Raw genomic sequence first — 22428 nt, 5'->3', positions numbered from 1 at the left:
ATTTATATGGTCCCCGCCTTCTAAACAGTGATGTGTTTTTTGTTATAATCCGTAGTAAGATCATTCACACTAAAAATTAATTACATGAAACGAAAATTACTCAGTTTTTTAGGTATGTGCCTTGCCCTGGCATGGTCACTACCCGTATTTTCGCAGTCGTTGTTCATTAATGAGATACATTATGACAACGCCAGTACCGATGTAGATGAGGCAATAGAAATTGCAGGTCCTGCAGGTACTGATCTCACCGGATACAGCCTGGTGCTGTACAACGGTTCCAATGGTCTGGAATACAACACCACCGCTTTATCAGGAGTATTGACCAACCAGCAGGGAGGCATAGGCACACTCGCAACCCTCTATCCCGTAAACGGCATACAGAACGGAGCGCCCGATGGTATTGCACTTATTGGCCCCGGAAATGTGGTAATACAGTTCCTAAGCTATGAAGGTAGCTTTCAGGCACTCGATGGCCCTGCTGCCGGCATAACCAGCACCGATATTGGGGTTGCTGAAATTGGCACAGCCGTAGGAACCTCACTGCAACTGGGAGGATCTGGTACTGACTATACTGATTTTACCTGGGAAGCCGCCGCGGCCAGTACCTATGGCAACGTAAATACCAATCAAACCTTTGGCACACCCGAACCGGTTATTAACGAGTTTGTATTTAACCACACCGGATCGGATACCGATGAGTTTGTAGAGGTACTGGGGGCTCCCAATACCGACCTGAGTGCTTATACACTTCTGGAAATAGAAGGCGACAGCAATGCTCCCGGGGTAATTGACGAAGTGATCACCCTGGGTACTACCAATGCTTCAGGGTACTGGACCACCGGTTTTCAGTCCAATGCTTTTGAAAACGGTACCGTAACCCTGCTGTTAGTAAAAGACTTTACCGGTACCGCCGGAAGCGATCTGGATACCAATGATGACGGTACTCCAGACAACACTCCCTGGTCTGTCATTGCAGATGCCGTTGGCGTAAATGACGGAGGAGCAGGTGATATCAATTACGCATCACTGGTACTGGCACAGGGATTTGACGGAAGCTCTTTCACAGTAGGCGGTGCCTCCCGTATTCCTGATGGCGCCAATACCGGAGCAGTAACCGACTGGGTACGAAATAGCTTTGGAGGGGCAGGACTTCCAAGCTTCCCTACAGCTACTGCAAACAACGGAGAAGCGATCAATACACCCGGAGCGACCAATGAAGTAGCACAGGTAGTAGCACCTATAACACTTATAATTAACGAAGTAGATGCCGATACAGCCGGCGTGGATACTCAGGAATTTATCGAATTGTTTGACGGAGGAACAGGGAACACCTCACTTTCAGGGTTTGTACTGGTACTTTATAACGGAAGTAGCGATACTTCATACCGTACTATTGACCTTAGCGGATTCTCTACGGATGCCAACGGGTATTTTGTAGCAGGAAACACTGCTGTACCCAATGTAGATCTTGTTTTCCCCGATAATACCCTGCAAAACGGAGCAGATGCCGTGGCCCTGTATCAGGCAACCGCCGCTGATTTCCCAAACGGTACTTTAGTTACTACTACCGGTCTTATCGATGCATTAGTATATGATACCAACGATGCTGATGATGCGGGGCTCCTGGTATTGCTCAATAGTGGAGAAGCCCAGATCAATGAAGACGAACTGGGTAATAAAGATGCTGAATCCCTGCAGCGTACTCCCAACGGAACCGGAGGGGCCCGTAACACTTCTACCTACATCCAGGCCATACCTACCCCCGGAGCAGAAAACGGAGGTACTACTCAGCCCGGTCAGCTCATATCTATCGCTCAGGCGCGTGCTGCTGCGCAGGGAACTACTGTAACCGTAACCGGGGTACTTACCGTAAGTGACCAGTTTGGCGGTTCTGCCTACATTCAGGATAACACGGGAGGGATCGCTGTTTTTGACCAGCAGGTACACGGTAACGGTGTATTTGCCATTGGCGATTCACTAACCATTACCGGAGTGCGCAGTACCTTTAACGATCAGGTGCAGTTAAGTCAGCTAAGCAATGTTACCTTTAACGGCGTAGCTACCCAGCCCATACAACCCCGTACCATTACCCTGAGCCAGTTGGGAGATTTCCCCGGAGAACTGGTACGTATTGTAAACCCGACCTTTCCGCAACCCGGAAGTATTTTATTCGGAAATGCCAATTTCCTTCTTACCGATACCAGTGGTAACGGAGAACTGCGAATTGATATTGATGTAGCCGACCTGGTAGGTCTGGCCGAACCCGCAAGCTGTGGCGAAGCCATTGGCGTAGTGGGCAGATTTCGCAATATTTTCCAGTTACTCCCCAGGCAGGCCACCGATCTTTCCTGTGCCGGCCCGTATGTACCACCCGGAAGCAATTCCCCCATCTCAAAAGACGATAGTTTTGATGTAGTAACCTGGAATATCGAGTGGTTTGGTGATGAAGGTAATTCGCCTGCCGCCGGAAATCCGCTATCCGATCCTATTCAAAGAGACAGTGTACTAACCATCCTACAACAACTCGATGCCGATGTATATGCCGTCCAGGAAATAGCTGATGACACTTTGTTTGCACAACTGGTTGCTGCATTACCCGGATACGATTTTGTATTATCCGATGCATTCTCAAATCCTACCGGAACCCCGCCGTTCCAGAAACTCGGATTTATTTATAAAACCGCTACCGTGAGTCCGAAACTTACCAGGGCCATGCTAACCACCATACATCCGCTTTACAATGGAGGAGATGATTCTGCACTGGTAAACTACCCCAGTACCACTACACGCTTTTTTGCCAGTGGCCGACTCCCTTTCTTAATGACGGCAGATGTAACCATTAACGGAGTTACCGAAGAGATAAGCCTTATCAATCTGCATGCCCGCGCCAATAGCAGTAGCGAGTCGCAAAACCGTTACGATATGCGTAAATACGATGTAGAAGTGTTAAAAGATTCACTCGATGTCCAGTTTGCCAGTGCCAAATTTGTGTTACTGGGTGATTACAATGACGATGTAGATCAAACCGTAGCCAATATTACTTCTACCATATCCAGTTTTGAAGAATATGTAAATGATACGGCTGACTATACCATTGTATCCGATGTGTTAAGTGCCGGTGGTTTCCGCTCTTTTGTATTCCGTGAGAATATGATCGATCATATAGCCATCTCCAACGAACTGGACAGCTTGTACATTGCAGGTTCGGCTACTGTTCATTATGAAGTATATGATAACGATTATACCTTTACCGCGTCTGATCACTTCCCGGTTTCCGCACGTTTATTGTTACAACCACTCGCTATTCAAACCATTAGCGTGAGTTCACCCTTATGTGCGGAAGATACTGCTACCGCTACCGTAGAAGTAACCGGTGGGGCCATGCCATATACCTATATATGGGACGGGGAAGAAGCAGGTCCTGAGATTAGCGGACTCGAACCCGGAGAGCATACCCTTACCGTAACTGATGTAACCGGAACTTCTGTTACCCGGGTAATTATCATAACCGCTCCTGAAGCCATCAATCTTACAGTAAGTGAAGATACCACCGTATTTAAGGGCTATGCGCCACAGGCCTGTACCACACTTGAGACACTGGAGATCTCAGGAGGTACTGCACCTTATACCTACACATGGAGCAATGGGGCTACCGGTGCCAGTGTACGTGTTTGTCCGGAAGAAACCACTGTATATGACCTCACCGTAACCGATGCTAACGGTTGTACCGTTTCAGCCAGTATTACCGTAGAGGTAGAAGATGTATCCTGTGGCAGGAATCCCAACAATCCGAAAGTAGAAGTATGCTTTAGAGGGCGCACCCTCTGCATTTCCCGTTTTGCTGTGCCTTCTTTCCTAAGTAGAGGGGCTACCTTAGGGAACTGTCAGGATCAGGGTACCGAAAAAGTACTTACACGGGTGCTGTTATTCCCGAATCCCGCCACAAACCAAACACATTTGTTTGTACACAGCAAAGAGCAGACTACCGTAGCTGTATTGGTATATGACTTTGGCGGACGAACCGTATTGCAACAATTGGCCGAAGTAACCGAAGGAAAATCTGCAATACCGCTGGATCTTACCGGTTTGCAGCGCGGTTTTTACTATGTAAAGCCAACAGTAAACGGAGTTGTTCAAAAAACACAAATTCTGATCAAACGTTAATTAACAAAACCATAGAAAAAGAAAAGTCCGGCCAAATAAATGCCGGACTTTTTTTATGTTAGGGGGTAAGGATCTCTTAATACGGAGACATCACCGCTTTGCGCTTTTTTAGTTGTACTTCCAGGTCACGCATAGTTTCATGCATGGCTCCTTCAAAAGTAGTTTCGTCAGATTCAGCATAGATCTGAGGGCCGGGAAGGCTTAGGCGTATGTTACATTGCTGACCTTTGTCATCCGGAGTATTTTCCTTTTTAAAGAATACATCGGCACGTACCAGAAAGTCATAACGTGTAGCCAGTTTTTCCAGTTTCTCACGGGTCATTTGCTCCAGGCGCTCGCTGTGCTTCAAATTCACGAATTCAAACTGTATTTGCATAGTTCATGTTTTTTAAGTTAATATCTAAAATGTGAAATTACGTAGTAACAAGCTTAAAAAAAAAGACATTTATCAGTTTTATGATATTTTAAGAATGATTTGAGAGATATTAAGAAAAAATCACAGTAAATACGTACTGAGGAAGGGGGAAAACAATATATAGTATAGAACAAAAAGCTGCCGAAGCAGCTTTTATAAGTTCTGTAATCATTAAAGGCACTTACAGGCCGAATCTGTATTGGGGCCACAACCGGCGCTTCCGCACCCACAGCTCGAAAGCATCGCTGTATTACCACCTTTTAATTTGGCATTGGCAAATTCTGAGATGGTCTTTTTTTTCAGAGCAAGGGTTACTTTTGTTTTCTTTTTCATAATTTTTGTTTTTAAGGTTTATAGCATTACTAAAATCAACAAAAAAAATGTAAAAACTTCATAAAAAGTAGTTAAAAACTTTCTTTTTAAAAAAATTTTAATATTTAAGTTATTGGAAATTAAAAAATTAGCGTTTAAATGGAAAAATTATCAAATATTCGTCCCGGAGAAATTTTGCAACAAGATTTTCTTAAGCCTTTGGAAATTACGACGTATCAACTCTCTAAGGATCTTAAAATTCCGCAAACAAGGATCTCACAGATCTTAATTGGAAATTCAGCTAAATTCTGGCTTGGGCTTGAGGATGATTATGATATTAAGGAAAAGCAGGTACAAAAAAAGCAGCACTGCAAAGAATCAAAAAGTATTACCATAAAAGCGATGTGTTACCGTATGAAGAACTGTTGGGGAATTTAGTCGAAAAGGGGATATTTTAAAAGTATTAATTGACATAATATAAATTATAGTTCAAATTCTTTATAGTAGCAAATTGTGTATAGCTCTGCTATTTGATATAAAATCCGTTGTGATGCTTTAGCGTCATAACGGATTTTATATCAAAGCAATTTGCTGATCATGGTTATTACTTGTCCGCATTTGTATCCATAATTTGCCGTTATGTAAAATAGCCGCTCCCAAGCGCTCGATTGTTTTATAAAATCAAATTGTTACCACAATTTATTTTACACACAATTATCCATCACTTGCCAACGCCATATAAAAGCTTCACTTTTTGCGCTGTTTCAAAATTTACATATTTGATAAAATGTACGTCAAAAAAAAAATTTACGGGATTCTCGTCAAGTTGCCACAAGAGTATAAAATTACGCTACGCGATAATTTATATACACTTGTTTGTTCTATACAGAGATTTAATTAAAGTTTCCTTTTGTGCGTTATCTTTTGCCTTGATGCAAAAGAAACAAAAAATCAAGGCTGCATACGGGCGAACGTTAAGAAAATACACCCAAAGTGTATTTTTAGTGAAGCAGCGAGCTGGCGTGTTGGAGAAACAATGTACGGCTCATATGTATTGCTAGATCTCTAAAATATGGTCGCTCATTCACCTATTGTTTTAACCAAAATTCTATGAGGCCGAATTACTCAAACTGCAAGCGGCAACTCCAATTGAAGTTTTTTTCGTCCAAAATCTCGTTAAAACAACTTCTAAGTACCAACTGCAGTTATTTGAATATTGTATTAACTGTAGTACCAACTCTACGGTTTGGGCCATATAATGTAATTGTTTTTTCTTCTTCTGGTCTTCGAAAATAAGAAGGGAATAAATACCCATAATCTAGCGTAAGGGTTAACTCCGTTTTTTCATTGTTGACAGTTAGGTCATAATTGTTAGAGTTCTCAATAATAAAAATGGAACCATTTGAAGGTATAGAAATTGTGTTGGGTAAATTCTCACCTGTAATAATTAGTATATCATTTCGAACGTATAATTCTTGATTTAAAGAAATGACAACAGGCACATTTTCCGCTATAACATCAATATTATATGATGATACAGTTTTAACTTCACCATCTATCAAATATTTAAGCTTATAATCAGTGGCGGTCGCAATATTATTTGGAAAACTAAAACTAAACGCATTAAAAGGCATTCCGTTTGTATATGTAGAAGCGCTCGTAATATTTGCGTTTTCTAAAGTGTAAGAATTCTGTTCGTTCTCTAATACTACAGTTGAATTTGGTACTGATAAGTCTATACCCGTTCCTGATGCGACTGCAGTCGCATTACTATAAAATTTATGATAGCTATTATCGAAAAAATTAAAAGCTTTTGCCGTTAGCGTGAATGTAGTTGTTGTACCATTTTCAGCAGTTACCATATATTCAACTGGTAAGTAGAAATTTTGTGAGCCTTCATTAACTGGATTAATTGTTGCACCTTCAGCTAAAGAAAATACAATATCGGCAGTATCTAATATATTATCTGTTTCGACATATAATGTTTTAGCATTATTATCTACAGTACCTTCATAGCTTTTGGCATTAATCAGTAATTGAAAACTGAGTATATCTGTTTTAGAACTAATATTATTTACCACTACCCTATATACACTTGACTCTCCATTCTCTGCTATAACCGTATATACAACCTCATTATTAAAATCTTGAGCCTCAGTTACCGCCGGAGATATGGTTGATTTTTCAGAATATTCTATTTTAGGTACCAGGGAAGCTAAATCGGCATCTTCAGTATCTACTATAATCAGTTTTTCATTTTGATTAATCGTACCAAAAACTGAAACTCCATTAATATTTAATTCGAAGGATGTTATTTCATGTTTATCGCTTAAAACTGCAGGAGGTGTTTCTACAGCATCGTCCTTGTGACATGAAATAAGTACCCCAAAAAATAATACTAGAATAAATACCGTATTTTTCATAATCACAATTTAATTTTTTAACCCGCTAACGCTTGGGTAAATTATGGATTTCCCTTCTCCAATAACAATAGTGGGAGATTTAAATATAACTTCTTCACTTTTTATTTTCCAATTAAGTAGGCCTGTTTCAGCATTTATTGCATACATATTTTTGTTCCAATCGCCTATGTAAACAACATCTTCAAATACAATAGGTGAAGTTGTAGTGTCATTTTCTAAATCATAACGCCAAATTACCGATCCATTGGTTGCATTTAAACACAATAATTCTCCACTTCCATTCTTTGATGCTCCAATATATACTTTATTATTATAAATATATGGAGAGCTCCTAAATGAACCTACATTATCTTTATATTGCCATATTGTATTGCCATCATGCATATTATAAGAATAGAGTGTACTATATGTTCCCGTAATAATTGATTCGTTGTATTGAGTTGGGGAAGGATAAAATGAGTTAAATTGACCTGCATTAACGCTCCAGTTTTTAGACCCCGTATTTTTATTAAAAGAATAAAATCTACCTATATTGTCACCAAAGTAAATATTATTATTAACGATTAACGGATTTGTTTTAATATATGGAGCAGCGCCAGTATTATTGCTTAATCTATAACTCCAGTCTACTAATCCTGTTAGTTTATTAATGGCATATAAATGATCGTCATTCCTACTGCAAACAAATATTTTATCTGAATCAATCGATAAAGGAGCATAATAATCTAGAAAACTGCGCTCCCATAACTTTCCGCCGGTTATTTTATCTATACAATACAAGGTAGAATTAGAATCAAAAGCAAAGACATTAGTCTCATCCACAATAATGTTTCTATATTCACTAGGATTATTGCTTGTGTTTGGCATACTCGTCCATATATTTTCTCCAGAAAGAATATCTAAACCTTGGATGCCATCTACTCCAGAATAAATTAGATTACCCGATATCGTATGGCTTTCTATAAATGAAGTTCGAGCTTCCCATATAGGTTTTAGCGTATAAAGATCTATTGAGTAAAGCGTTCCTGAACCATCTCTATAAAACAATATTTTACTATTAGAACTTGAAAATTCAAAACTAACTTCAGTCGTACCACCTTTTTTATCCGTACCAATTATTCTTCCCACATAATCTTTATTATACATTAAAGTTGTAGAACTTATGGATTGCGTAGTTTCTGAAATAAGTATTGAATTTATATATAATTTATAAAATATTTGGTCACCATCTTCATCTTGAGCATCACTCCAGTCTATAGTAATTGTTGGACCGTCTAAAATAATATCATCAATTTTTATTGATCCTGGTTCTGAGTTTGGTATAACAGACTCACTTCCGTCATCAGACGAACAAGATAAACATATAATAAGTAGTATGATTAAAGTGATGTATTTCAATAAAATTATTGTGAAATTAAATTTCAATAATATTATTTAAAGGTTTTTATAAAAAATAGAGGGCTAATATATTAAATTTTCAAGGATTTATTTAATAAAAACTTGTATAAGCAGAAACTATATTTAATTTATATCATTCCACACACATTACACTCCCCTCCTGCCGTCGGCTCGCATAATAAGTGTTCCATTAGCATTATAGAAGAAACTTTTAGTAATAATTTTTTTGAAGAAACTATAGAAACACTTTCGCTTTTACCAAAGCCCATGTTGTACATAACTCAAGTACATTATATTCCAAGTCTTTTTAAAGGTTGCCCTCGTAGTACATGCGCTGACTTAGCACCCTAAGAATAAAAATTCCGCTTGCTGTATGAAGATAAAATATGGTGTGCGCTTTATAAGAGAATCTTTTCAAGTCGACAATGAATTCTGATGCATCTCGGCCTAAATTGTTATTTTTGGATAACACATCGAATGTATTATGCATACCATTAAAATACTTCTGCGCTTGGGATAACCCAAATTTATATATGCCAAACTCATATAGTTCAGCCAAATCAATTTCGGCTTTGCTGGAGAGTTTATAAACGGCCATCTTCCGTCATACGTGCTTCAATTTCTTTCATGATATCAGGTAGTGATTTGGTACTAACACCACTTTCAAGACCTTCAACGAGTTTTGCTTTAAGCGAAAGAAACTTGGCCTTATTGGCCTGGTCTTGACGTACAAGATTTCGCAAATACTCACTGTCATTAGTATATTCGCCTGCTTCGATTTGAGCCTTTATCCATTTATCCTGTTGTTCGGTAAAAGTTACCGTTTTGCGAACTGTTGCCATATTGAGATTGTTTAAATTATCACACTATTGGTGCAATTTAATGAATATTTTTGATATTTCAACGAAAATCAGTGCCAATCCATTCCATACACATTACACTCCCCTCATACCTCGGGTCGTATAATAAGTGTTCCATTACCTTTTGATTCGAGGAAAATCCTGCAAGGTTTTTTTCTACGACATTCTATTCTCGTCCAGGTATGCGCAAGAGTATAAAATTACTCTGCGAGATAATTTCTATACACTTGCTTTAATTTTGCTATAATTAAACTATCTTTTTTTCTTTATGAAAAAAGAAACCAAAAAATCAATACTGCATACGGGCGAACGTTAAGAAAATACACCCAAAGTGTATTTTTAGTGAAGCAGCGAGCTGGCGTATTGCAGAAACAATGTACGGCTCAATCGCTATATTTTAGAAAACATTATAACTCATTAAGATTACTTTGAATTAGCTTTAAACTCTAGAAATATTAAGAATATTCTTTTCCATTTATCGCCACACCATAGAAGAACTCGGTAGCATCTTTATTAAAAACAGAGCCAAACTCATATTCCTCTGGTTTAGAAATGATGTTGGGCGCAAACTTTTCCGGGATCACAGATGGGGGTGTTTGTTTTAGATAGGCCCTATTCTGGCCATTGCCAGTTGTCACAAAACCTAAGAACAACAACCCATTTATATAACTTAAAAATTTCATGATTGATTGAATTATATAATCAATGGGAATTTGTCTTTTCTATTTTAGTATGGTTTGGTATTCTATTACAAAAAACAGAATGTATTCCTTTAATTTTATCGTGTGATCACAGTTACTTAGTTCCCTTTTAAACGCAACCATAGGTTTGATACTAAAAACCGGGCATCACTGCGGGTTTTCTCTACTTCAGTAGCTTGTACATGTTCGCCGGTGTCTTCCAGTAAATAGGAAAACACAAAAACAGGTGATTGTTCTTTTCGCGGCAACAAACCAAAACGAAGATCATTAAAGTACCATTGGTTATTGTTTTGTTCTATAATAAACCAGCCATTGGTTATAGTGATCAAACGTTGTACATTTTCACGTTGTAGCAATGCCTTTGATGCTGCCCTGTGTTTGGGAAATGCCTTAAACTGTACAGGTTGTGTATCAAAAAATGAATAATCACCAATGAGGTAATGGTCCCGGGTATCGATATTTGCATTCCATAGTATGGTATTTAATGGCGCCGGCCGTATGCTGAGCCGGTTATATGAAATGTTCTGCTCTTGTAAGGCCTCTTCAAATTTGCCCGTAGCATATGATTTTAATACGAGCGTGATTAATAAATAGCCGGTAGAAAGTATAAGTCCTGCCTGGTTAATACGTTTTCTGGTCTTTGAGTCACGTTTATAAAACAGTATGGTGATGATACATATTAAAAACGGTAAGGTATATAAAGGATCAATAACGAATATGGAGCTAAATGCTAAACGACTCTCTAAGGGCCAGAAGAGTTGTGTTCCCCAGGTAGTAAAAGCGTCTAATACAGAATGTGTAAACAGCCCCCAAAAGAAGAGTTGGGCCCAGCGCCTCCAGCCAACATCTAATTTTCGTTCTATTTTATTTACTATATAGCCCAGGAGCGGTGCCATAAGTACACCAAACACAATGGAATGGCTAAAACCGCGATGCCATTCGATAGCGGTAATGGTATCTGTAAATTTACCTACAAAAACATCCATATCAGGAATGGTTCCGGCAATAGCGCCATACAACGGTGCTTTATTGCCTGCCTTTTTACCTAAAGTAGCTTCTCCTACGGCTGCGCCTAATACAATTTGCGTGAGTGAATCCAATACATGTATGTTTTACAAAGGTAAGCTCTAATAGTACCTTATAGTATCATTTTTATAAAAGCAAAGTACGATTAAAGATATCTAAACCTCGCGTCGCAGTACTTCCAGCGGTGAACTGCTGAGTACCGATCGAATATTACTAAGGCCAATAGCCAGCACCAAAAGGGTTATGCCGGGTAAAAACACCACAAAAGGAATAGCTGACGGTACAAACGGTTCCTTGAAAACAAAAATTGCTAAGCATAAGCCACTAATAAGCGCCAATAAAATACCTGTCAGGCTCCCTAAAGCACCTAAAAACAAATACTCTAATGCTGATATTTTCAAAATCTGAGAGTTTTTAGCACCTAAAGTCCTTAGCAATACACTTTCTTTAATACGCTGGTATTTACTGGTTCTTACGGAGCCCATTAAAACAATAAGCCCTGTAATAATGCTAAAAAATGCCATAAAATTTATTACCCATGATACCTTGCTTAAAATATCTTCAACCATATTGAAAACCTGCCTTAAGTCTATAATCGTCACGTTAGGAAACCGGCTTACTAAATTTCGCTGTAAACGGGCCGACGTTTCTTCGGAATCTGCAGCGGTCATAAATACGTTAAATTGAGGTGCATTTTCCAGAATACCTTTTGGAAAAACTATTGAAAAGTTAAGTTGCATACGGCCCCAGTCAACCTGTCGTATGCTGCCAACAGTCGTTTCCATCAGCACTCCCTGAACGTTAAAAACAATGGTATCTCCTACTCCCACCCTTGCATCTTCTGCCAAATTATCTGATATAGAGATTACAACCGGCTCATTAGCCTGTAGTTCGGGCGTCCACTCCCCTTCTATAAGCTCTTCTGAAGCAATAAGCTGGTCACGGTACGTAGTTCTGAATTCATGATTAAGTATCCATCCCCTAACCTGTCTTGTGGTATCTTGTTTTATGTCGCTAACAAGCCTGTCCTTAATTTGATGCATACGCATGGTTACCAGAGGGATATTCTCTAAAACCGGAACGTCATTGGCTTTCAGTTGTTCTGCCATAGCTTGGTTCTGGTTACTTTGTACATCTAAAATAATAATATTAGCATTGTCGGCGCTCTGCCCTACTTCCGTTTTTGCCAAAAGAATATCCCTGGTAAAATACAGGGTACTGACAAGAAACGTGCCTAACCCGATGGCTAATACCAAAACTACGGTTTGATTGTTGGGCCTGTAGAGGTTTAACAAGGCCTGCCTGACGGTGAAACTCCATTTTTTAGGGAAATAACGCCTGACCAGTTTCATAAAAAAACTGGCGACCACTGCAATAATAATAAAGGTAATAAGTGCCCCAAAAACAAAAGCCAGTGCGTAAGTGGCATCTTTTAGCAACCAAAATGAAAATAAGAACAGGAACCATAAAATGGCAAAAAACAGTAATGTACGTATTTTGCGTGGCTGTTCCGGCTCTTCATCAACCCGTAAGACTTTTAAGGGCGATACATACCAGGTATATAACAACGGAATTAATGCAAATAATACCGACATAAAAAGACCGAGTAAAATACCTGTAAATACGGGTTGTGCAGATACAGACATCTCAACCGTAAAGGGTAAAAATGATCTGAGCAGGTATGGAAATAAAGTCTGCACGGCTATACCTGCCAGGGAACCGATAACCCCTCCTAAAATACCGATCCCGGAAATTTGTATTAGAAATATGAGAAAACTTTGTTTACGACTTGCACCTAAACACTTCAGGATCGCTATGGCTTTGAGTTTTTCTTTTATATAGATATGTACGGAGCTGGCAATACCAATACACCCAAGCAGTAATGCTATAAAAGCTGCCAAGTTTAAAAACTTACCCACATTATCATAACGCCTGCCCAAACGCTCACTGGTACCGGTATGAGTATCAATATCGGCATTGGCCAGATCGAGCTTAGGGCCAACGGTATCTTCCAAAACATCCAGGTCTAAAGTTTCTGGTGCTTTAAAAAAGAATTGATATTCTTTACGGCTACCGAACTGTAATAATTCTGTAGCTTCAATAATCCCATAGGGAATAACGACCGGTGGCACTACAGAGGCTGACATTGCACTACTGCCGGGAATTGATTTTAAAATACCGGTAACAGGTAGTGTTACCTCCCCCACTTTTATAGAGTCGCCGGGCTGTATCCCAAATTGTAATAATAATGTGGCATCTACCAGAGCACCTTTGGTTTGCTGGTAGGTGGAAGCCGCTTCAACAGGTTCGGTATCCATAGCCCCATAAAACGGAAAATCACCGGCAATACCACGAACTCTCACCAGTTTTGTACCGCCGTTCTTTGGAAAAGCGATCATCGATACAAAGTTCACTTCTTTGGCATCCGGTTGAAGAGAGTCTATAATTTCCTGAGCGCGCTCAGTAGGTTCCTGTCGGGTATCAATAATATAGTCGGCACCCATCAGGTTTTTTGATTGCCTTTGAATGTTATCCTTGAGATTTTCACTAAATAATTGTATCGCTACTACAGCGGAAATGCCCAAAATAATAGAGGACATAAACAGGAGTAAACGTACCCTACTTGCTCTGGCATCCCGCCAGGCCATTTTAAGCAGCCACAAGGTTTTTGGTTTCAAGGTCTTTAACAATGGTTTTAATGTACTGCTGTACTTTCGTTACTTATTATTTGCCCTCCTTTGAGTCGTAATATTTGCTGTGTTCTATTAGCAAGATCCGGGTCGTGAGTGATAATAACCAGTGTAGTACCTGCTTCTTTGTTGAGGTCAAATAACAGTTTAATGACTTTCTCTCCTGTTTCTTCGTCAAGATTTCCTGTAGGCTCATCTGCAAAAAGAATAGAAGGGGTATTTGAAAATGCACGTGCAAGCGCTACACGCTGTTGTTCGCCTCCTGATAATTGAGATGGGTAATGATGCAGCCTGTCTGCCAAACCCACTTTATCCAGCAATTCAATACTTTTTGATCTGGCATTGGCAGCCCCCTGAAGTTCTAAAGGCACACTTACATTCTCAAGGGCTGTAAGCGTTGGCAATAATTGAAAGTTCTGGAAAATAAAACCAACTTCTTTATTGCGTAATTGGGCACGTTCATCTTCATTAAGAGTCTTTAGATCTTTCCCGCAAAGTTCTACAGAGCCTGAACTGGGCTCGTCTAATCCTGCGCATAAACCCAAAAGTGTTGTTTTTCCGCTTCCCGAAGGGCCTACAATTGAAAAAACACTTCCTTTTTCAACTTCAAAAGAAATATTACTGATAACGGTTAATTGTTTAGAACCGCTTACATACGTCTTCTCTAAATCATGAATCTTTAATATCTTTGACATACTGCTTTTTTAAAATGATGAGCCTTAAAATTGCGGATGCTGAAATTAGACAATTGATGATGAATATCCACAAAAGAATTAGAAAGATTTTCTTAAAATTATGTTATTTCTCAACACTCCTGCTACTTTTAATAGCCTGTAGATCGGATGGTGATAAAAAACAACGCACTAATGAGGAAAAGACCTTAAAAACCGAAGGCAGCATTGCCATACTAGAAAATACAAAAACTATTGTATTTTTTGGTGACAGTTTAACTGCAGGGTATGGTTTGGAGGATGTGAATGATGCTTTTCCAGGTATTATTCAAAAAACGATAGATTCTCTTGGGCTCGATTATACTGTGGTCAACTCGGGAGTGAGTGGAGAAACTACATCGGGCGGAAAAAACAGGATAAACTGGGTACTAAATCAAAAACCTGATATTTTTATCCTTGAACTGGGAGCCAATGATGGCCTGCGGGGTGTTCCTTTAACAGAGACAAGAGAGAATTTACAAGCCATCATAGATGCGGTACAAAAAAAATATCCTGATACTAAAATTGTTCTGGTGGGTATGCAGATCCCGCCCAATATGGGACCGGAATACACTGCTGAGTTCAAAAGCATTTTTCCGTATTTAGCAAAGAAGAATAACCTGCCATTAGTTCCGTTTCTGTTAGAAAATGTGGGAGGTATGCCAGAACTCAACCAGTCTGACGGAATTCATCCCACAGAAGAAGGTCATCAAATACTGGCTAAAAATGTATGGCCTGTTTTAGCTCCTTTACTCAAACAGGAGCATTAAAAACTAAGCATAATTTACAGTTTTGATAGGTAAACCGTAAATGCTTATTGATTTCTGATTCGAATAAAAAGCATTTTATGGTCATGATCTAAAATTCTTGTTAATACAACGGTTGATATTTGTTAAACTATGTTAAATATTTGACTTTACGATATAAAACTATATATTGAATGTATGAAACGATTTGAACACATCTCTAAATTCCTTGTTTTCTAAGCCGGGTAATCGGCTTTACCTAATTAGTTGACGCTTCCTAACGTCAAATTTCACAATTATATAAATATTCTAAAATTTCTGGACTTTCTTTTAGTGAAGAACTGGTTCAGGATCATTATCAACTTTAAAAAGAAAACAATGGAAACATTAAAAACAAATACAAATACGACAATTAATAAAAACAAACAATATAAAAAGTTAGGGTTCACTTATTTGGAAACCGCAGAAATTGTAGTGCATCTCAATACTCTGATCGCAAATTATCAGGTTTTTTACAATAAATTGCGAAACTATCACTGGAATATTGAGGGTCCCGAATTTTTTGAGCTGCACGAACAGTTTGAAAATGAATATAATACGACGAAAAAGAATATTGATATACTGGCCGAGCGTATAAGAGTTTTTGGGGTAAAACCTAACTTTACTTTAAAGAAGGTTCTGGAACTCTCTGAAATTAAAGAAAATGAGAAGGAAAGAACTGCGCTTGAAATGGTAAAAGAAGTTCTCAAAGATTTTGAAATATTGCATGATAATATGATGTCTGCTGTGGGAGCGGCCCTCGATACGGGAGATATTGCAACCGAACAAATGTTGACTGATTTTATAAGGGAACTGGAGAAAAGAAACTGGATGTTTTCTTCATTCCTTAAATAATATATTTCTTGGAAAAAGAAAAAATCAATATATAGGCTTATCTAGTTCTAAAAAACCCTTAAAATATTTTAAGGGTTTTTTTATGACAGGAACTAACTTATCTTTACACTTTCTCCGGAAAGGTATCTTAACAGCAACGTATCGGTAATCCAGCCTACAACATTCTTTTGGGTACCTATGATAAATACATCTTTTATATTGGAATTCCTGCCAAGAGCCGATCTTATCTCTTCTAAAATGACATTTTCCTCAAATTGTAAATAGCTCAGAGCTTTGTCTTTATAGACATCATTTGCAATAAAATCTTTAAATGAATATGTGGTAGCCGAAGCTTCATCGCCCAACTCGTTTAAGGCATTGAGAAATGTTGTTTTGTGTATAATATATTTTATTTTTTCGTCTTCAAGAATAGGCAGCCTTGTTTTTTTTATTTCAGAAAGAAAATCAATGATCTCTTTTACTTTTTTGTCTTCTACCTCGTTTAGATTTTTAAAGACCATTGTTTGTTTGGAGATCATGATCTGTGAAACTTTAATATCGTCTAAAACATCGGGGCTCAACTTATCTATTAGGTTGTTATACCGTTTTGAAGCGATATCAAAGTTCTCTTTTCCAAAATAAAACGCGAGTACGGTTCCTACCCAGGTGGCGAACAAGGGGATGAGGGTGTTAAAAATAGTATTCATGGTTTCCGGATCTCGGTTGGTAAGATAATAGACCAATGCAAGTATAATGATAGCCATAAATGTAAACCAAATCACTGTAGTGGCTAACCGGTTTCTGTTAGCAGCATCACCTAACTGATACCATTTTTTGTTTTCCATTGTTACAAGTTTTTAGGAGTTAGTTAATGAATTGTTTCTTTAGCTGTTATGTACCATACATTACCTGTCCAGCCCTACGGTTTTTAAAAAATTATTTGAAAACAGTTCCTGCATTTCCTGTGATAAGATTTTTTTACGCTGGATCTTCCATTCTTCTGCCTGATCGCCGAACATATAGTTTACCAAACCATTAAAAGCCCAATCGCTGTTTTTCCCCCAATGTATAGTAAATGGTATGTTGTTTTCCTGTAATACTTCTATCATACGCCGGCAATACTCTTTTAAACTCATGATCTTACGTGTTTTTTTCCAGAGCACACCATCTATTTCGATCATACAGGTAATGGGGAATTTGGTAAAGCCTATGGTAGCTTTGGTTTGCTTTACAAAACGCAGGGCAAAAATGCCGGGTATAGGGCCCTCTTCTCTCGTAAGCTTTCCCAAAAGACCCATTACTTTTTCTGAATGTGTATGGTCAACACCAAACGAACAGGCAAAGGCCGGACCCTGATAAGGTGCATCCCAGAATATTTCTTTTAGCGTTCCGGTAGTTTCGTCATCTACTTTTGGTAAAATGGTTTTACGTAAGCGTTTTACTAACCACGGAATGCTCTTGGGAAAATTTTCGGCAATTTTTACAAAAAGGTAGATCAGATCACGATAAACAGATTCTTTAATCACCGGAAACGGATCGGGATAAGACTCTCTATACGGTTTTTTATACATAATTTCTACTACACAATCAGGTTCATTACTGTATTGATTGATAAATATTTTGTAATGAAAGGGCCTGTTTCCTTTTCCCTGTGCGTTGGTCTCTTCGGGAATAACAAATTCTGAATTTTCAAAATCCATGGTGTTGGCCAGTGTAAAGGCCAGGCTCTTCTTTATTTTTTTTACATAACGCTTTATGAGAAACAAGGGTTCTGCTTCTATGACTACTCCGTGAATGAACCCGAAACTTCCCAATCCTACTAAAGCGGCATAAAAAAGAGCATCATCCCTAATTATCCGGGCCTGTAAAGTGCTTATGAAATTATCATGAAGGGCAGGTCTGGATGCGGGCTCCAGGTACACAATGTCTTCTGCATTTGGACCAATAATAAGATTAAGACCAACCACATAGTCCTGCACCGAACCTATGTCAAGTCCGGAGCCATGCACACCGGTAGAGATACAACCCGCTATGGTTTGTCCGTTACTGGCCCCGCTGGTTTTCAAGGATTTTCCATTTTGCACCAGAGTTTCTGAAATTTCTTTAATAGTGTTTCCACACTCAAATAAAAACAGGTTTGTAGGATCATAAGTACTGTCTTCGTGACACTGGCTGGCATGAATAGGTAATGAAATATTCATGGATGCATTAAAATGCATTCGGTCTTTATGACTGGCAATAGCATTCATAGACCATGCGGACCCATAAGCTCTAAAACCTTCGTTTGTGTGGTGGGTTTCTCTTAGTAGTCGTTGTATTTCATGTGCTGCATCATTATAACGTTCTATTTTATCCGGCATTACCCGCTCACCCTCGAGTTTTGTTTCATATAATAACTTTAAGGGAAAAGGCCCGTTTTTATGTAATGTATCCCACTTGTTTAATTGTTTTTCTATGGTAGTAGCCATCGTAATTAGTTTTGAAGTTTTTCACATACGTATTTTATTTTTACTTTTCTCTTTCTGCCAAAAGTGATGGCACTAAGCAATATACCTCCCAGCGTATTGCGATACTCTACTATGTTAATTCTGCCTGAGGGGCAGGAATCATTTTCAGTAATGAGGTAAGTGAAGTCTTTTGAAGTGAGTTTCATATTGATAACCGTATCTATCTCAATAACCTTCATGCCCCGGTAATAATCATCTCTATTCGAAAAAGGATCTGGTTGTGGCGCTCCATTCTCATTTCGCAACCTGACCGAATAACAGGAAGTGAGTACACAAAGGCTTAAGCCCGCTAAGAGGTATCTAATTTGTTTCATAATAAATGTATTGAGGTTTATTCTTATTGGTTACTTTTTAGTGCCTGAAAGTCGTAAACGCTTTGCCTTATTGTTTGCTAATGGCCAACGTAACGAAGCCATAGATCAAACATTAGCTTATATACACCTGCTCTTGGGGGGGGGGGGGGGGGGTAAACGGCAGAAAATCAATTATTTGGAGTACTTAAATATAGAAATTAATTGTTAAAGTTGATTATTGTAAAACCTCACAATTTATAAGGTTTTATGCTTCTTTTGGTGGCATTTCACGTGCTTTACCCCTTTTGTTCTTGTTTGGTTCAAGGTTTGTTTAATATTACTCAAATATGGAAAGTAAAAGCAATGCTTCCTAAAAAGGAAAAGTTGTGTAGAAATAAACTTCCCAATTATGTGTTTCAGGGGGAAGCGGTCTTTGAGAAGGAAAATACAGATAAGCGCAGTGGTGCCGAAAAAGAAGAACAAACCATTCTCAGTACCCTTGGTCAATTAAAAGTTGAGGACGATTTTTTAAAGGGTATTTTGCGCTGATACCATTTGCCGAATGCAGGAAAATAATGTGCAAAGGTCATTCCAATGCGAGTGTATCCGGCCGGTATTGTATGTTATATGTGCCTCTCGCCGGGTTTATTTCAAGCCCCGATCAGGCATGGGCTATATATTACCTGTAAACCCCAATGAATAGTGAATATATGTGTCTTATGGGCAGCATTGACATAAACACTGCATAGTTGCTTTTGTCATTAACCGGAGCTTATCATGTATAATGATGTGCAAACACCATGTAGGAGGCTGTGGAACAACACGGGGCACCTTAGTTCTTAAATACCGATCTGGTTAGCCGGTTTTCTTCTGCAGAATTTAATGCTATGATTTTAAACAATGGTATTAAACTATGGATGAATATCAAAGGAAAAGCTACTGACGATATTTTTATTGAGCGACTTAGTGAAATGTAAAGTGCTAAAAATCTATCTAAACCCTTCTTGTGATGGTCTGGAGCTGTTTCTTTTACGGGCAGAATACTTTGACCAGTATAACCATTAAAGAAGCTATGTATCCATTAAGTATGACAGACCTATGAGTATTTAAAAAGCTACATACATTGTTTAAGTTTGAATAAAAGCTGTCGTAAACATTGGGGAATGATCAATAGGGTCTAATCTATTCTGGTAACACGAACAGCGTTCATACCTTTAAGTCCTTTTTCAAGTTCAAAAGATACCACATCGTTTTCTGCAATGTCGGAAAGTAAAGAGCTAACATGAGTAAAGTGTTTTTCCTGAGTTTCCGAATCAATAATAAACCCGTATCCTTTTGAAGTATCGAAATAAGTAACTTTACCTTTACGTATGGGGTCTATTTCTTCTTTAACCTTTTTAGGCACACTTATTTCTATATCTTCGATATCAACCGGTTCTTTAAGGCTTTTATCTACAGGGGTATCTATTAAATTGCCAAATTGATCTGCATACGCAAAGGGAATTCCCTGCTTACCATCTTTTGAAGCATTGCGCTCTTCTTTTTTCTTTCTTTTTTCTTCCTGCTTCTTTTGTCGTTTCTTTTCACGTTCAAATTTGCTAAAGGATCTTTGAGATTTTGCCATTCATTTACTGCATTAATTGCATTACGTATTTAAAATTATTTTCAGTTTTTTATTAAAGCTATATAAAAAAGCCATCATTTACTGATAGCTTTTTTATATATAATGTGAGTTAACTATATTAACTCTACATTAATTGCATTAAGTCCTTTTTGGCCTCTTTCAAGGTCAAACTTCACCTTGTCATTCTCCTGAACTTCATCAATAAGACCACTTTTGTGTACAAAAACGTCTTCGTCTGAATCAGCCTGTGTAATAAAACCAAATCCTTTGGTTGTATTAAAAAATTTTACGGTGCCTTCTTTCATAATGTTAACTTTATTATTAATTATTTTATGTATTAATTGTTTTAAAACTTTCATGTTTTTTGTTTTATGCGAATGTAAAAATCTTTTTATTGCCCGAGCTTCTTCAACATCTTGTAATGGTCAAGTACGGCAGAAGCAAAGGTCTTTTTACTATGGTACGGTATTTCAAATTCTTTCGCGGTATCTGAAACTATTGCAGATAGGTTCTTATAATGAATATGACAAATATTTGGTAACAGATGGTGCTCGATCTGAAAATTCAATCCTCCTATACACCATGAAAAAAAACGGCTTTTTGGAGAAAAATTAGTAGTAGTGGCCAATTGATGGGTTGTCCAGTCACCATGTATCGATCCGTTTTTGTCAGGTAGCGGAAACGTGGTATTTGGCATTATATGCGCCACCTGAAAAATGATACTAATTAGTAATCCGGTCACAAAGTGCATACTTAAAAAAGCAGCAAGAACCACCCAGGGTGATATGGGTAGAATAATAATAGGTAAGATGATAGTATAGGAATAATATAACAGTTTCCAGGCGGTAATCTTAGCAATTTCTTTTCGATATTCATTTTTATGAGGCAATAACCCCATTTGGTTATAGCGGCTGAGTCTTATATAATCTTTAGTGGTCACCCATGAAATGGTAGAAAGTCCGTAAAACAGCCACACATATAAATGCTGGTATTTATGGAGCCAGTACTTTTTAGCATGGGGTGAAAACCTTAAAAACGCAGGAGCGTTTATGTCATCATCTGCTTCTTCAATATTAGTATAGGTATGATGCAGCACATTGTGCTGAATTCTCCATACGTTTGCATTGGCACCAATAAGATTTAAGGAATATCCTAAATATTTATTGATCTTAGGTTTTTTTGAATAGGACCCGTGAATAGCATCGTGCATAACACCCATGCCAATACCTGCCATACCCAGACCGCTGGTAATGTACAGGGCAAACAGCATTGGTATTCCCGATACAAACCCACTGTTAATAATGATAATTGGGATAAAAAACACTGCAAGCATAATGATGGTTTTAACTATCATATTCTTGTTGGCATGCCTGCTAAGGTTATTTGATACAAAATAAGTATTTACTCTGCGTCTTAAAGTTTTTGAAAACTCAGAGCTTGTTTTTTTTGAGAATGTCGGATTTTTGATACAGTTACTTTTTATTAATTGTTACTATTTTTTTGAGATCTTTTTAATAAACGCAAAAAAATAATTTGGGCGGAACCGTAAAGAAACTAATTGAAAAACTATGATGAAGATGGATCCTCACTTAGGATAACAATAAAACTTACGCTGTTATTCCTTGCATTAATATATTTAATGCTCTATTTCTAAATACTAAAGAAAGCGAAAATCTATTAAGTTGT

The 22428-nt window shown here is 38.1% G+C and carries 21 protein-coding genes; 5 read left to right on the top strand and 16 right to left on the bottom strand.

The genetic code is table 11. The features are described 5' to 3' along the window. The first annotated feature begins 84 nt into the window (after positions 1–84). The gene (locus tag WAO84_RS01840; RefSeq protein ID WP_340063318.1) at positions 85–4164 is read left to right on the top strand and encodes an endonuclease/exonuclease/phosphatase family protein; all 4080 of its coding nucleotides are present in this window, start codon (positions 85–87) and stop codon (positions 4162–4164) included. A 76-nt stretch (positions 4165–4240) separates the two neighbouring features. On the opposite strand, the gene WAO84_RS01835 is transcribed toward WAO84_RS01840, so the two are convergent. Both WAO84_RS01835 and WAO84_RS01830 read right to left on the bottom strand, forming a co-directional pair. After that, positions 4241–4540, bottom strand: coding sequence for an HPF/RaiA family ribosome-associated protein (locus WAO84_RS01835; protein WP_340063317.1), 300 nt, complete (start codon positions 4538–4540; stop codon positions 4241–4243). 210 nt (positions 4541–4750) lie between these two features. Beyond that, complete coding sequence (locus tag WAO84_RS01830) at positions 4751–4912, bottom strand: hypothetical protein (protein ID WP_340063316.1); 162 nt, start codon at positions 4910–4912, stop codon at positions 4751–4753. A 138-nt stretch (positions 4913–5050) separates the two neighbouring features. Between WAO84_RS01830 and WAO84_RS01825 the strand changes: the two genes are divergently transcribed. Beyond that, complete coding sequence (locus WAO84_RS01825) at positions 5051–5329, top strand: helix-turn-helix transcriptional regulator (RefSeq protein ID WP_340063315.1); 279 nt, start codon at positions 5051–5053, stop codon at positions 5327–5329. A gap of 767 nt (positions 5330–6096) precedes the next feature. Here WAO84_RS01825 and WAO84_RS01820 read toward each other — a convergent pair. From WAO84_RS01820 to WAO84_RS01790, 8 genes are all read right to left on the bottom strand, one after another. Then, entirely contained in the window at positions 6097–7314 is a 1218-nt protein-coding gene (locus WAO84_RS01820; RefSeq protein ID WP_340063314.1) for a DUF5018 domain-containing protein, read from the bottom strand. Between the two features lie 9 nt (positions 7315–7323). Further along, entirely contained in the window at positions 7324–8739 is a 1416-nt protein-coding gene (locus WAO84_RS01815) for an outer membrane protein assembly factor BamB family protein (RefSeq protein WP_340063313.1), read from the bottom strand. A gap of 280 nt (positions 8740–9019) precedes the next feature. After that, complete coding sequence (locus tag WAO84_RS17185) at positions 9020–9310, bottom strand: type II toxin-antitoxin system RelE/ParE family toxin (protein WP_422614470.1); 291 nt, start codon at positions 9308–9310, stop codon at positions 9020–9022. Further along, positions 9297–9554, bottom strand: coding sequence for a type II toxin-antitoxin system ParD family antitoxin (locus WAO84_RS01810; protein ID WP_340063312.1), 258 nt, complete (start codon positions 9552–9554; stop codon positions 9297–9299). Before WAO84_RS01810 ends, WAO84_RS17185 begins: the two co-directional genes overlap by 14 nt. Before the next feature lie 473 nt (positions 9555–10027). Next, positions 10028–10255, bottom strand: a complete 228-nt coding sequence (locus WAO84_RS01805; protein WP_340063311.1) for a hypothetical protein — start codon at positions 10253–10255, stop codon at positions 10028–10030. 116 nt (positions 10256–10371) lie between these two features. Next, positions 10372–11373, bottom strand: a complete 1002-nt coding sequence (locus WAO84_RS01800) for a metal-dependent hydrolase (RefSeq protein ID WP_340063310.1) — start codon at positions 11371–11373, stop codon at positions 10372–10374. Between the two features lie 81 nt (positions 11374–11454). Next, positions 11455–13947, bottom strand: coding sequence for an ABC transporter permease (locus WAO84_RS01795; protein ID WP_340063444.1), 2493 nt, complete (start codon positions 13945–13947; stop codon positions 11455–11457). A gap of 47 nt (positions 13948–13994) precedes the next feature. Then, entirely contained in the window at positions 13995–14684 is a 690-nt protein-coding gene (locus WAO84_RS01790) for an ABC transporter ATP-binding protein (RefSeq protein ID WP_340063309.1), read from the bottom strand. A 56-nt stretch (positions 14685–14740) separates the two neighbouring features. Between WAO84_RS01790 and WAO84_RS01785 the strand changes: the two genes are divergently transcribed. Then, positions 14741–15469, top strand: coding sequence for an arylesterase (locus WAO84_RS01785; RefSeq protein ID WP_340063308.1), 729 nt, complete (start codon positions 14741–14743; stop codon positions 15467–15469). 354 nt (positions 15470–15823) lie between these two features. Next, complete coding sequence (locus WAO84_RS01780; protein ID WP_340063307.1) at positions 15824–16339, top strand: Dps family protein; 516 nt, start codon at positions 15824–15826, stop codon at positions 16337–16339. 92 nt (positions 16340–16431) lie between these two features. Here WAO84_RS01780 and WAO84_RS01775 read toward each other — a convergent pair whose 3' ends face one another. From WAO84_RS01775 to WAO84_RS01765, 3 genes are read right to left on the bottom strand one after another with little or no spacing between them, the layout of a single operon-like run. After that, positions 16432–17163, bottom strand: a complete 732-nt coding sequence (locus WAO84_RS01775; protein ID WP_340063306.1) for a hypothetical protein — start codon at positions 17161–17163, stop codon at positions 16432–16434. 60 nt (positions 17164–17223) lie between these two features. Further along, on the bottom strand, positions 17224–18786 hold the full coding sequence (locus WAO84_RS01770) for an FAD-linked oxidase (protein WP_340063305.1): 1563 nt from the start codon (positions 18784–18786) through the stop codon (positions 17224–17226). A 5-nt stretch (positions 18787–18791) separates the two neighbouring features. Further along, complete coding sequence (locus WAO84_RS01765) at positions 18792–19139, bottom strand: hypothetical protein (protein ID WP_340063304.1); 348 nt, start codon at positions 19137–19139, stop codon at positions 18792–18794. Positions 19140–19481: 342 nt separating this feature from the next. Here WAO84_RS01765 and WAO84_RS01760 point away from each other — a divergent pair, with 342 nt between their 5' ends. Beyond that, positions 19482–19667 (top strand): hypothetical protein, encoded by a 186-nt coding sequence (locus tag WAO84_RS01760; protein ID WP_340063303.1) that lies wholly within the window; start codon positions 19482–19484, stop codon positions 19665–19667. Positions 19668–20295: 628 nt separating this feature from the next. On the opposite strand, the gene WAO84_RS01755 is transcribed toward WAO84_RS01760, so the two are convergent. The 3 genes from WAO84_RS01755 to WAO84_RS01745 form a co-directional block, all read right to left on the bottom strand. Then, the gene (locus WAO84_RS01755; protein WP_340063302.1) at positions 20296–20742 is read right to left on the bottom strand and encodes a cold-shock protein; all 447 of its coding nucleotides are present in this window, start codon (positions 20740–20742) and stop codon (positions 20296–20298) included. Positions 20743–20855: 113 nt separating this feature from the next. Then, on the bottom strand, positions 20856–21047 hold the full coding sequence (locus tag WAO84_RS01750; RefSeq protein WP_340063301.1) for a cold-shock protein: 192 nt from the start codon (positions 21045–21047) through the stop codon (positions 20856–20858). Between the two features lie 86 nt (positions 21048–21133). Next, a complete protein-coding gene (locus WAO84_RS01745; protein WP_340063300.1) occupies positions 21134–22075 on the bottom strand; it encodes a fatty acid desaturase family protein in 942 nt (313 codons plus the stop codon). Positions 22076–22428: the final 353 nt, after the last annotated feature.

This window comes from Ascidiimonas aurantiaca (assembly GCF_037646345.1).
Classification (GTDB): Bacteria; Bacteroidota; Bacteroidia; order Flavobacteriales; family Flavobacteriaceae; genus Ascidiimonas; species Ascidiimonas aurantiaca.
Note: the sequence above shows the minus strand (reverse complement) of the source record. Positions and strands in the feature narration are given on the sequence as shown.